The sequence below is a fragment of the Sphingobium sp. genome (assembly GCF_035511395.1).
GTDB lineage: Bacteria > Pseudomonadota > Alphaproteobacteria > Sphingomonadales > Sphingomonadaceae > Sphingobium.
This window is the reverse complement of sequence record NZ_DATKFP010000387.1, coordinates 1-10772: the sequence shown is the minus strand read 5'-3', so window position 1 is coordinate 10772 and position 10772 is coordinate 1. Positions and strand designations below refer to the sequence as shown.

The following is a 10772-nucleotide window of genomic DNA, read 5'->3' as shown; positions in this document are numbered from 1 at the left end:
TGCCCGATCATGGCTCCGGCCCGCAAAGCGTCGCCTGGTGGGGCAATATCGGCTTTATGGCGATTGAGGGCACGGCCTTCGTGCTGGCGGGGGGATGCTATCTGTACCTGATGCTCGCCAGCCCGGACTGGCCGCCAAAGGGAACGGCGATGCCCGACCTGCTCTGGGGCACGGTCTTCACCGTCGCTCTGCTGCTGAGCGAACTGCCCAATCGCTGGCTGATGCGCAAGGCGAACGCGAAGGAGCGGCGATCCGTCCGCATCGGCATCGTCGTCATGACGCTCGCCGGGCTGGCGCTGTTCGGCCCGCGCATTGCAGAGTTCGACCACCTGAACATCCGGTGGGACGATAATGGCTATGGCTCCATATTGTGGCTGCTGATGGTGCTGCACAGCACCCATTTGCTGACAGACTGGTGCGACACGCTGGTGCTGGCCATCCTGCTTCACACCCATGATGTGGGTGAGCGCCAATATGCCGACGTTCAGGACAATGCGCTTTACTGGCGCTTCGTGGAGCTGAGCTGGCTGCCCATTTACGCGCTCGTCTATTGGGCGCCGAGGCTGTCATGAGCCACACACGATTCCTTCTCGCCGTGCTGCCACCGCCGCTTTTCTGGTTCATCAGCCAGCAGCTTTCGGGCCTGTTGCTTCATGCCTGCCGCCCCTCGCAGGGGCAGACCGGCGCGGCGATCATCGCAATCCTATCCCTCGCCGCCCTTGGCCCGGCGATCGCCATCTTCGCCACGGCGCGGGAAAACACACAGCGTAAGGCGGCGCTGCTATGGTCGGCGATTTTCGCGCTCGCCATCGTCTATCAGGGAATGGCTGCAATTCTGCTGCCCCTCTGCCGGTCATGAGGGCGGTGCCGGAAAGCCTGCGGCTGGCTGCTATCCTGCTGGCGGCGGGCGCGATCGGCGGCGTCGCCAGCCTTATCGTGCTGAATGACCCGGACAAGGGCGTAGCCGCCGCCGAAGCGCTGACCGGCGGCAGCGTGGCGCGGGGAAAAGCCGCAATCGAGAATCGCCAATGCGCTGCCTGCCATAGTATCCCCGGAATAGCGGGCGCGAAGGGGCAGGTCGGGTCTTCGCTACGCGGCATGGGATCCAGGAAGACCATCGCGGGTTTGCTTCGCAATGATCCCGATGCGATGATCGCTTGGCTGCGCGATCCGCAGGTGATCGCACCCGGCAACGCCATGCCAGACATGGGGATCGAGGATCGCGAAGCGCGCGATGTGGCAGCCTATCTCTACAGTTTGAGAAGCGCACCGTCATAGCGCGGGACCCGGATCATGCGCGCGACCGTGCCCAACGCCAGTCCCAAATAGATCACGCCTGTCGGTATCCACATTATCAGTCCTGCCAGCTGCTGATCCTCCAGTGGAGAAAGGCCCCAGCTTTGGGTGGTGAGCCAATGCGGGCTGTAGAGTGCGCCGGGCGCAAAACTGATGAGCGCGCCCAGCAGGCTCATCTGCATCATCGTCGCCAGCAACGCGACGACGCGGGCGGCGGGGCGGGCCTGCGTCAGCCTGCGCCAATACAAGGTCGCGCTCAGCAATATCGTGCTCTGCATCGCCCAGAATAAAGTCGAATGAGACAGCGCCGCGGCATAGGCAACAGGCAAGTGCCAGAACCAGAGTATCACTGCCTGCGCCACGGTCCACACGCCCAGCGATCCGGGCCAACGCGTTCCGATCCGCCTTGCCAGCAACGGCGCCAGCGCCGTCACCAGCAGCAGATGATGCAATATCCGGGCGGAAAAGAGAGCGGAACCCACGGCGCAGAAGGGCGAAATGTAGAGAAAAGCGAAAAGGAACAGCGCGGCATGGCTGGTCCAGCGCCGTTCCCTGGCCGCGATCAACAGGAACAGGCCAAGCGCCAGCCCCGCAATCAGCAGCGGGTCCGCATTCCATCGCATCCACCATTCGGCGGGCGCCGGGGCGGGGCCGCAATAGGGCAGCGTAACATTCAGGCCTTGCGTCGTCATCGCGACACTCCTCCACCCGAAGAACGCGCTTCCTGCCATGAAGTTCGCATCATTGAGCGCAGCGTCCAAACTTACTCGCACGCCGCTTGATCTTCGTTAGTGCGATTTCCCGGAACGGCCATGGACCTTCCGCATTCTTCTATCATACTCCAATCGGAAGGCTTTATAGTGGCTACCCAGCTTCAATATGGTGGATCGCAATTTCTCAATCAGCCGTTTCAGGAAGAGCTGAGCTATTGGAACAAACGACGATTGTCGCCTGCTTTTCCATCTGAAGCGACGGCGTCGCGCTTCGACGAAGACCGTAACCTGCTCCGGCTGGAATATGGCTTCATCGAGGAATTGCGCGCAGAGGTGCGTGATGAGGCGGCGGCTGCGCCGACCGATGTCGAAGAGTTCGTCGCCTGGTTCGAAGAATTGAAGGCGACCGGCCCCGGTCAGCACGACCGTCTGTTCCCTTGGCTGGCGGACCAAGCCAGTCGCGACGAACTGCGCTGGTTCCTCTCGCAGGAGGCTGCGGGCGAAGCGGGGTTCGACGACCTGGTGGCAATGACCCAGATCAAGTTGCCGCCGCAAGCCAAGCTCGAACTGGCGCGCAACTATTGGGACGAAATGGGGCGCGGCAATGCCAAAGGGATGCACGGGCCGATGCTGGGGCAACTGGTCGACATACTCGATCTGGATACATGCATCGAAAATACCGTCTGGGAAAGTCTGGCGCTGGCAAATGCGATGACGGCGATGGCGTCGTCCCGCTTTTATGCCTGGCACAGCGTGGGCGCGCTGGGCGTCATCGAACTGACCGCGCCGGACCGGTCGGCGCACACGGCGCGTGGTCTGCGGCGCATCGGCCTGTCCGGTTCGGAACGGCGCTACTTCGATCTCCACGCCGTTCTCGACGTCAAGCATAGCCGTGACTGGAATGACGAGGCGATCCGCCCGCTCGTGGCGCAAGACCGGCGTCGGGCGACGGCCATGGCGGAAGGCGCGCTTATCCGCCTGCGCTGCGGCGAGCGCTGCTTCGATCGCTATCGCGCGCATTTCGGGATTGAGTAAGGTCATGCGCGCGAACGGACATATTCTTCTGGTCGAGGATGATCCGGCAATCGCCGCGATGATCGCCGACATATTGGAAGATGCCGATTATGCCGTCGATGGCCCTTATTCCACGCTGGCGGACGGCGTGGCAGCCGTCGCCGATCATATGCCCGTCGCGTCCGACTGAAAAGCAGCGACGTCGGATTGTTGGCCGACGATCTCGACCTTTACGATATTCCCTATATTTTCTGTTCGGGCGCGGCGGACAATCCCGTCGTTCAGGCGCACCCCGCCGCGCCCTTCATTTCAAAGCAGGATCTGGCGGTTTGTCTCGTTTCCACTTTGGGACGCATGATCCACTGACGCCGCCGCTCGATCAATCGGGCAAGGCGGCGGTCGCTGGCTCGTGGAGCGGGCAACCATTATATCTGCTGCGGCGCTGCGCGCTGTCCTCATAAGCCGATTTCCGCGCCCGCATCAGAGCTGGAGCTGGGATCGGGCGCGCGTTCTGGACGATGAGATGGAACGAAAGGCAGCGGACACGATTTTCTTCCCCGTTTCCATTCGGTCGGTGGTGGCCGCCAGCATCTTCAGATTGGCGAGGAAGGGCTTTGGTCCGGGCACCGGGAAAGCGACGCCGTTGGCCAGCACGAAATCCTGCGTGGTTGCGCCTTCGCTGCCCGGCAGGCGTTCTCCCGCGACGTTCAGCACCTTGATCCCGATGCCTCGTTGAAGCGAGATGGTGTCCGGCAAAGGATCGCCGGCATTGGTGGAGATGCGCAGCAGCACGTCATGCCGGGCCGGGGCCGCGAATATGCCCTGCGCCAGCGGCGCGGGCAAATCGTCCGACACGCGCAACTCGCCCTGCAACAAAGCGTGGCTTTTGGCATGAACCGCGCGAAACCCGTGGCCATAGTCGCTATAGGTCTTGTCGATGATCGACCGAAATGTCTCGATCAGTTCGGCCTGACTATTCGCCTCATCCGGGCCGATGTATTCGACGTCCGGCGAATAAGGGAGCGGGGATCGGGGGAGGGTCTGCATCCTGTCTCCTTACGGCCGCGAATCGTCGCGGTCTTTTTCGGGATAATCTTCCGGTTTCACCGACCCAACATTGGGGCGATCCTCCACCTTTTCCTGTGGCAGCGCCCCGCCGGTGCGGGGGTCGGCCTTTTCGCGGCCGGGCAGCGTATCGCCCAGCGGGCCGCGCGGGGTTTCCGAATCCTCGCGCGGGTTGCTTTTGTCGGTCATAATTCCTCTCCCGATCCGGGTTCAGCCATTTTGCGGTGCTGCTCTGCAAGTACCGACGCAGGCGTCACATGCGCGGCGGCGGCCTGAAGCTTGTTCATCCAACCCGACACGATATGCGCTTTTCCCGCCATCAGCGCGTCCCAGCCGTCCTGTGCGACCTTCTGCGCATCGTCCTTTTCCGACGAACCTACGCTGGTGTCCAGCATGTCGGCGCGATCGAAAAATTCGGTTTCGGTGGGGCCGGGCATCAGGGTGGTGACGGTAACGCCCTTGGCTTCCTTGATCTCGTTGCGGATCGCGTCGGCGAAGCTGTCGATGAAGGCCTTGGTGCCATTATATACGGCCTGAAAGCTGCCGGGTATGAAGCCTGCGATCGATCCAGTGATCAGCACCTTGCCCGCATCCCGCGCGACCATGGGTTTGAGCACCTTATGCAACAGATAGAGGGTGCCGGTGACGTTGGTGTCGATAACCCGTCGCCAGTCGGCCACCTCCTGATCGAGAAAGCCGTGACCCAAACCTCGCCCGGCATTGGCGCAGAGCAGATCGACCGGCCGGCCGTTGGTCGTCGCGACCAGATGGTCTACACCCTCCAGCGTGGACAGGTCCGCCTCGACCGACTGGACATCGACCCCATGTCGCCTGAAATCGGTCGCCGAAGCATCGATCAATGGCTCATCCGCCACGACCAGCAGATCATAGCCATTTTGCGCAGCCAGATGCGCCAGTTCAAAACCGATTCCGGTGGACGCACCTGTGATGATTGCAAATTTGCCCATGAGGGTTTCCTTATTTCGACGGCATGGCGGTAAGCTGCCGGATATGGCTTTCCACTACCGGCAGGATGTCGCCGGCGGCCCGTTTCAGGGTCGCGACGTCACCGTTCGCGGCATAACCTTGGTGCAGCTTGAGGGCCGCATCATGCACGCTTTTCTGATGTTCGACATAGACGGCGTCGACCTTGTCGGCAGGGGCGGATTTGATCGCATCCAGCATAGTCTGCTGGTCGGGCGTCAGCGCAGGCGAGCTGGCGGACAGATTCGCCTCGGCCGCTGCCGCCTTCAGCTTGGCTGTGGATTGTTGGTGAGCCTTGACCATCATATTGGCGAATTCGCGGACCCTGGCATCCTTCGTTTTATCCAGAACGGCCCTGGAGGATTCGATTTCGAACAGATCGCCGGCACCTGCTTTCGCCAGATAGTCCGAAGCGCTCGATGCCTGGGCAGCGGGGTTCATGGTCGCCATGTCGTTGGCCGTCGTGTTGGTCTGCATGGCGTCGGGACCAGCCGCGTTCGCGGTCGAATCCAGCGCCGCGCCGTCATTGGTGGCGGAGGCATTTTGCCGGTCCTGACAGGCGGGCAGCACCATCAGGGACAGGGCGCAGCCTGTCAGAAATCCGATTTTGCGCATCTTCATTCTCCCATATTTCATGAGGCCGCCCGTTCAGGCAGCCACATCCATGCCCGGCTTCAGGACGATCTTGGTGACTTCATTCTGCTTGTCGTGGAACATTCGGTAGCCGTCCGCCGCCTGTTCCAGCGGCATGCGATGGCTAATCAGGAAGGTCGTATCGATCTTCTCCTCCATGATCGCGTTGAGCAGCGCTGGCATATAATGCTGCACATGGGTCTGACCGGTCTTGAGCGTCAGTCCCTTTTCCATGAAGGCGCCGAGCGGGAATTTGTCGACGAAGCCGCCATAGACGGCCGGCATCGACACACGCCCGCCCTTGCGGCAGGCCAGGATAGCCTGCCGGATGCTGTGCGTACGGTCGGTGCCGAGGAAGGTCGAGACCTTGATCTGGTCCCACACATTGTCCGCAAAGAAGCCGTGCGCCTCCAGTCCCACAGCATCGATGCAGGCGTCCGGGCCTATGCCGCCGGTCATTTCCATCAGCGCATCGTAGGTTTTTGTCTCTTCATAATTGATCGTCTCCGCCCCGAATTTGCGGGCGAGGTCCAGTCTGTGCGGGAAATGATCGATGGCGATCACCCGCTCGGCGCCCATCAGGAAGGCCGACTGCACGCCGAAGAGGCCCACGGGTCCGCAGCCCCAGACAGCCACCGTGTCTCCCGGCTCGATCCCGGCATTTTCCGCGGCCATCCAGCCGGTCGGCAAAATGTCGGACAGGAACAGCACCTTGTCGTCCTCGATGCCGTCGGGAATGACGATCGGTCCGACATCGGAAAAGGGAACGCGGACATATTCCGCCTGACCGCCGGCATAGCCGCCCGTCATATGGCTATAGCCGAACAGGCCCGACATGGGCTGGCCATAAGCGGCCTGCGCGATGTCCTGATTGTCGGCTGGCAAGCCATTGTCGCAGGCGGAATATTGATGCTTCGAACAATGAAAGCAGGAGCCACAGGAAATGGTGAAGGGCACGACCACGCGCTGGCCCTTTTGCAATGTGGATTTCGATCCGGTTTCGACGACCTCGCCCATGAATTCATGGCCCAATATGTCGCCTGCCTGCATCGACGGGATGTAGCCGTCATAAAGGTGCAGGTCGGAACCACAGATAGCGGTCGACGTGATCTTGATGATGGCGTCGCGAGGATTGAGGATTTCGGGATCGTCCACCGTATCGACGCGAACGTCATGTTTTCCATGCCAGGTCAGGGCGCGCATCAATCCATCTCCTCGGCCAGTTGCGCCTTGGTATAAGCGCCGGTGGCGATTTCGCCGGTTTCCATCAGTTGCTTGAAGCGGCGCAGGTCGCGGCGCGCCTGTATCGCCGGTTCGCGCTGAAACAGCGTGGCGACGACCTTGCCGATGATGCCGCCGGGCGGATCGTAGAGGATGGTCGCCGTCACCCAGGTGCCACGCCCGCCCGGCGCGTCGCGAAAGTCGATCCGGCCGCTGTTGGGCACATCGGCGCCCGGCTCCGACGCCCAGGCGATAAACTCGCCCGATCGATCCTCCGTGATGGCGGCGATCCATTCGACCGTCTTGCCCGCCGGAGCTTTGACGACCCAATGATAGCGGCCTTCGCCCAGCGCATCGACCAGCACGACATTTTCCATGAAGGTCGGCAGATTTTCAAGCGCGCGCCAATAGTCGTAAAGCTCCTGCCTTGGCCGGTCGATGGTGACGGTCTTGCCCGACTGGCTGTCGCCCTTGGGTTCTACCAGCGAATGGGTCGCGTTCCCGATCTGGTCATCACGTCTGGATGCGCTCAACGGCGCATTATCATGCGCTGGCGTCATAGTCTCGCCCATGGGCTGTCTCCTTGTTCGGATGCTATGGCTAACCCTCTTGCCACCCAGCCGTTCCGATCATTTCGGCCCAAAAGACAGGAAATAGGCCATTTTTAACTTAGGTAAGTCTATTCATGAACTGAATGGGGTCTGCCACGCCGCGCGCGTCAAAATTCATGTCGATGCGTTCTGCTTTGCGCGGAAACGCGCGGCGATGGCCATGGCGAAAGGAAGCGAGGTGGAAGTAGAAACTTACCGTTTGGCAGAGCATGGCTGGGTGCCCAACAATGCCAGATTGCCTGTGATCATCTATCAGCATGCGCTGAAAGGCGGGTCATGCGAAGAGATGGCAGCCCTGTTCGAGGCGACCTTCGCCAATCATGGCTGGCCGGCGCAATGGCGCGACGGCATTTACGACTATCACCATTATCATTCCACCGCTAATGAGGTGCTGGGCGTCGCGGCTGGATCTGCGCAGCTCATCATCGGCGGACCGGAGGCACGGGCGGTAGAGGTCGACGCTGGCGACGCGTTGCTGTTGCCCGCCGGTGCCGGCCATTGTTGCGCCCGGTCCGGCAGCAACTTTTTGGTCGTGGACGGCTATCCTGATGGCCAGAAATGGGATGTCTTTAGAGACGCGTCCGATGCGGACGCGCGCAGGCGCATGGCCGCACTGCCCTTTCCCAAAATCGATCCCGTCCGGGGCATTAATGGGCCGCTGTCGAACCGCTGGCGGTGATCTGCTGTCCGGATCGAGCAGGCGGCATCGAACATGAAAGGGGCGAGGATTGCGCTACAGCGCGTCTGCTCCCAACGCATCCACTATGGCGGCTGAGAGGCGCGCCTGATTGAATGGCTTGCCCAGGCGCACGACTTCCCGATCGGAAATTGCTACGCCCTCGCCATAGCCGCTGGCGATGATCACCGGAATGCCGGGCGAAATTGCATCGATAGCCGCGACAAGATCGGCGCCGGTCATGTGTGGCATGGCCTGATCCGTGATCAGCAGATCGACATGCGGATCCCGCTGGAAAGCAGCGACCGCCTCGTCCCCTGAGTGCGCCTCGATCACCTCATGGCCAAGATCCTCCAGCAGCGCCGCTGTGTTGAGCAGCACCAGAGCATCGTCGTCCACCGCCAGTATTTTCAGGCGCTTCGTCTGCTGTTGCAGCTCCTCCAGCGGGGCCGGTTCGCTTGCCGGGGCTGGCTGATCGTCTGCCGCAGGCATCCACAGGACCGCGCTCGTCCCGTGTCCGACCTCGCTCAGAAGTTCGAAGGTTCCGCCAATCTGCTGGGCCATGCCATGCACCATCGGCAGTCCCAGGCCAGTGCCTTTTCCCACCCCTTTGGTCGTGAAAAACGGCTCCGTGGCGCGCCTCAGCGTTTCCTTGTCCATGCCGGTGCCCTGATCCTTCACCGCCAGCCGTACATAGGTTCCAGCGGCCAGCGACGAAGATTTAGTCACCTTAATGTCTTCGCAGCTGGCCGAGATGACGATTGCACCCCCGCCCGGCGAGGCGTCGCGCGCGTTCACGACCAGATTGAGCAGCGCCATTTCCAGCTGGTTGGCGTCGGCCTTCACGGCGGGCAATTTTAATGGGAAGCTGATTGAAATCGGCCATTCGGGGCCGATCGAGCGCTGAACCAGATCGTTCATGCCTGCCAGAAGCCGTGTAAGATCCACATGGTCGACTTTGAGTTCCTGCCGACGGGCAAAGGCCAACATGCGCTGGGTCAGCGTTGCGCCTCTCTGCGCGCCTTCGATGGCGTTGTTAACCAGCCGCTGCGACATGGCGTCGTCGGGTATGCGTCGCCGCAGCAGATCGAGGCTTCCCATGACTGCCATCAGCAGGTTGTTGAAATCATGCGCGACCCCCCCGGTCAACTGGCCGATCGCTTCCATCTTCTGTGACTGGAACAAGCTCTCCCGCGCCGCTTCCAGCGCGCGCTGGGCCGCGTCGCGCTCCGTGATGTCGCGGGTGATCTTGGCGAATCCTATCGGCCTGCCTTCGTCGTCCCTGATGGCGTCTATCACCACGCTTGCACGGAAACGCTCGCCATTCTTGCGGACCCGCCAGCCTTCGGCATTAAACCGCCCTTCGCGACGAGCCGTCTCCAGCGCCCGTCCCGGCTCACCGCTCTTTCGATCTTCGGGTGTGTAGAAATGCAAGAAATGCTTTCCCATAATCTCGTCAGGCTCATAGCCCTTAATCCGCCGTGCCCCCTCGTTCCAGCTGGACACATGGCCTTCCAGATCGATCATGTAAATAGCGTAATCGGTCACCCCCTGAACCAGATGCCGAAACTGCTCTTCGCTTTGGCTCAGCCTAGCCTCAACGATCCGTCTTTCGGTCACGTCGCGACCATAGGCATAGACCAGGCCGCCTTCGAGCGTGGTATGCCATTCGATGCGATGATAGCTGCCGTCGCTGGCCTGGAAGCGATTTTCGTAATCGGTAAGGTCGTCTGCGATCAGCGCGTCGGCAAGTGCTGCGGTGCTCGGACCCAGATCGTCAGGATGGATGAACTCTTCGAAGCGATGACCGATGACGTTGTCCACCGGATGGCCTAAAATCCGTGTCCAAGATGGGCTGACCGACTGAAATACGCCGTCGCTGTCGATAGCGACCGTCAGATCGCGAGACAGGCTCCACATCCGGTCGGTGCGACGGCGTTCCCTCTCCACCGCCGCGACGGCCGCCAGCGCGCCGCCAATCTGTCCTGCGATCAATCGGGCCAGATCGATGATGTCCGGATCATCCCCGCGATAGGGATTGAGGCCAAGCGTCAGCGTGCCGGCGGATGTTCCCTGAGATGCCGGGATAGCGATCACGACTGCCCTGTCGGGCTGATCCTGCCATTCGCCCGACGGCCATTCGACATCCGAAGGAAGCGCAACGATCTCTCCGCTATCCGACGGACTGTCCGGCAGGATCGCCGCAACCTGAGCGAGCATGGCGTCATCGCCATTCTGATCGCTTCCGGCCGCCAGATGCAGAGCGATGAAGGGAAAATCCCGGCGATTGTCTGCGAACGCGCGCTGGGCGGCTTCTAAAATCGCTTTCCGGCTGGTCGCTTCCGCCAGCGCGCTGCCGAGCGACCTTAGTGTTTCCAGACGCCGTTCGCCGATGACTCTGCGCGTTTCTTCGTTGACGATACACAGCAAGCCACCCACCGATCCATTTTTTTCGCGTAAGGGACTGTAGGAGAAGCTGTGATAGGTTTCCTCGCGAAAGCCGCTGCGTTCTAGCAGCAACAGCATCGCCTTGTTCCAAGTCGCTTCACCGGCGCGAAC

Annotated in this window: 15 protein-coding genes; 7 read left to right on the top strand and 8 right to left on the bottom strand. The window is 61.4% G+C overall.

The window, feature by feature from the left end:
• The 3 genes from VMR39_RS26125 to VMR39_RS26115 form a co-directional block, all read left to right on the top strand.
• A partial coding sequence (locus tag VMR39_RS26125; RefSeq protein WP_325420735.1) for a cytochrome c oxidase subunit 3 occupies positions 1-572 on the top strand: 572 nt, incomplete at its 5' end.
• Positions 569-859 (top strand): hypothetical protein, encoded by a 291-nt coding sequence (locus VMR39_RS26120; RefSeq protein WP_325420733.1) that lies wholly within the window; start codon positions 569-571, stop codon positions 857-859. The genes VMR39_RS26125 and VMR39_RS26120, both read left to right, overlap by 4 nt.
• Positions 856-1278 (top strand): c-type cytochrome, encoded by a 423-nt coding sequence (locus VMR39_RS26115; protein ID WP_325420731.1) that lies wholly within the window; start codon positions 856-858, stop codon positions 1276-1278. The genes VMR39_RS26120 and VMR39_RS26115 overlap by 4 nt, the downstream gene beginning before the upstream one ends.
• Here VMR39_RS26115 and VMR39_RS26110 read toward each other — a convergent pair.
• Positions 1251-1988 (bottom strand): cytochrome c oxidase assembly protein, encoded by a 738-nt coding sequence (locus VMR39_RS26110; protein ID WP_325420729.1) that lies wholly within the window; start codon positions 1986-1988, stop codon positions 1251-1253. The genes VMR39_RS26115 and VMR39_RS26110 overlap by 28 nt on opposite strands.
• Positions 1989-2156: 168 nt before the next feature.
• Between VMR39_RS26110 and VMR39_RS26105 the strand changes: the two genes are divergently transcribed.
• From VMR39_RS26105 to VMR39_RS26095, 3 genes are read left to right on the top strand one after another with little or no spacing between them, the layout of a single operon-like run.
• On the top strand, positions 2157-3044 hold the full coding sequence (locus VMR39_RS26105) for an iron-containing redox enzyme family protein (protein WP_325420727.1): 888 nt from the start codon (positions 2157-2159) through the stop codon (positions 3042-3044).
• A 4-nt stretch (positions 3045-3048) separates the two neighbouring features.
• The gene (locus VMR39_RS26100; protein WP_325420725.1) at positions 3049-3213 is read left to right on the top strand and encodes a hypothetical protein; all 165 of its coding nucleotides are present in this window, start codon (positions 3049-3051) and stop codon (positions 3211-3213) included.
• Between the two features lie 20 nt (positions 3214-3233).
• Positions 3234-3389, top strand: coding sequence for a hypothetical protein (locus VMR39_RS26095; RefSeq protein WP_325420723.1), 156 nt, complete (start codon positions 3234-3236; stop codon positions 3387-3389).
• Between the two features lie 114 nt (positions 3390-3503).
• Here VMR39_RS26095 and VMR39_RS26090 read toward each other — a convergent pair whose 3' ends face one another.
• From VMR39_RS26090 to VMR39_RS26065, 6 genes are read right to left on the bottom strand one after another with little or no spacing between them, the layout of a single operon-like run.
• The gene (locus VMR39_RS26090) at positions 3504-4070 is read right to left on the bottom strand and encodes a hypothetical protein (protein ID WP_325420721.1); all 567 of its coding nucleotides are present in this window, start codon (positions 4068-4070) and stop codon (positions 3504-3506) included.
• Positions 4071-4079: 9 nt separating this feature from the next.
• Positions 4080-4277 carry a hypothetical protein gene (locus tag VMR39_RS26085; protein ID WP_325420719.1) on the bottom strand — a complete coding sequence of 66 codons (198 nt, stop codon included), beginning with the start codon at positions 4275-4277 and terminating at the stop codon, positions 4080-4082.
• Positions 4274-5056: an SDR family NAD(P)-dependent oxidoreductase gene (locus tag VMR39_RS26080; protein WP_325420717.1), complete on the bottom strand. Its 783-nt coding sequence runs from the start codon at positions 5054-5056 to the stop codon at positions 4274-4276. Before VMR39_RS26080 ends, VMR39_RS26085 begins: the two co-directional genes overlap by 4 nt.
• A 10-nt stretch (positions 5057-5066) precedes the next feature.
• On the bottom strand, positions 5067-5687 hold the full coding sequence (locus VMR39_RS26075) for a DUF4142 domain-containing protein (RefSeq protein ID WP_325420715.1): 621 nt from the start codon (positions 5685-5687) through the stop codon (positions 5067-5069).
• A gap of 33 nt (positions 5688-5720) precedes the next feature.
• Positions 5721-6908 carry a zinc-dependent alcohol dehydrogenase gene (locus tag VMR39_RS26070; protein ID WP_325420713.1) on the bottom strand — a complete coding sequence of 396 codons (1188 nt, stop codon included), beginning with the start codon at positions 6906-6908 and terminating at the stop codon, positions 5721-5723.
• Positions 6908-7498 (bottom strand): SRPBCC family protein, encoded by a 591-nt coding sequence (locus VMR39_RS26065; protein WP_325420711.1) that lies wholly within the window; start codon positions 7496-7498, stop codon positions 6908-6910. The genes VMR39_RS26070 and VMR39_RS26065 overlap by 1 nt, the downstream gene beginning before the upstream one ends.
• 199 nt (positions 7499-7697) lie before the next feature.
• Between VMR39_RS26065 and VMR39_RS26060 the strand changes: the two genes are divergently transcribed.
• Positions 7698-8216, top strand: a complete 519-nt coding sequence (locus VMR39_RS26060; RefSeq protein ID WP_325420710.1) for a cupin — start codon at positions 7698-7700, stop codon at positions 8214-8216.
• A 54-nt stretch (positions 8217-8270) separates the two neighbouring features.
• On the opposite strand, the gene VMR39_RS26055 is transcribed toward VMR39_RS26060, so the two are convergent.
• A partial coding sequence (locus VMR39_RS26055; protein WP_325420708.1) for a PAS domain S-box protein occupies positions 8271-10772 on the bottom strand: 2502 nt, incomplete at its 5' end.

Coding starts and splice junctions, on each gene's coding strand:
- VMR39_RS26100 (WP_325420725.1), top strand. CDS start 3,049: ATGCGCGCGAACGGACATATTCTTCTGGTCGAGGATGATCCGGCAATC.
- VMR39_RS26120 (WP_325420733.1), top strand. CDS start 569: ATGAGCCACACACGATTCCTTCTCGCCGTGCTGCCACCGCCGCTTTTC.
- VMR39_RS26110 (WP_325420729.1), bottom strand. CDS start 1,988: ATGACGACGCAAGGCCTGAATGTTACGCTGCCCTATTGCGGCCCCGCC.
- VMR39_RS26065 (WP_325420711.1), bottom strand. CDS start 7,498: ATGGGCGAGACTATGACGCCAGCGCATGATAATGCGCCGTTGAGCGCA.
- VMR39_RS26085 (WP_325420719.1), bottom strand. CDS start 4,277: ATGACCGACAAAAGCAACCCGCGCGAGGATTCGGAAACCCCGCGCGGC.
- VMR39_RS26075 (WP_325420715.1), bottom strand. CDS start 5,687: ATGCGCAAAATCGGATTTCTGACAGGCTGCGCCCTGTCCCTGATGGTG.
- VMR39_RS26090 (WP_325420721.1), bottom strand. CDS start 4,070: ATGCAGACCCTCCCCCGATCCCCGCTCCCTTATTCGCCGGACGTCGAA.
- VMR39_RS26080 (WP_325420717.1), bottom strand. CDS start 5,056: ATGGGCAAATTTGCAATCATCACAGGTGCGTCCACCGGAATCGGTTTT.
- VMR39_RS26060 (WP_325420710.1), top strand. CDS start 7,698: ATGGCGAAAGGAAGCGAGGTGGAAGTAGAAACTTACCGTTTGGCAGAG.
- VMR39_RS26070 (WP_325420713.1), bottom strand. CDS start 6,908: ATGCGCGCCCTGACCTGGCATGGAAAACATGACGTTCGCGTCGATACG.
- VMR39_RS26115 (WP_325420731.1), top strand. CDS start 856: ATGAGGGCGGTGCCGGAAAGCCTGCGGCTGGCTGCTATCCTGCTGGCG.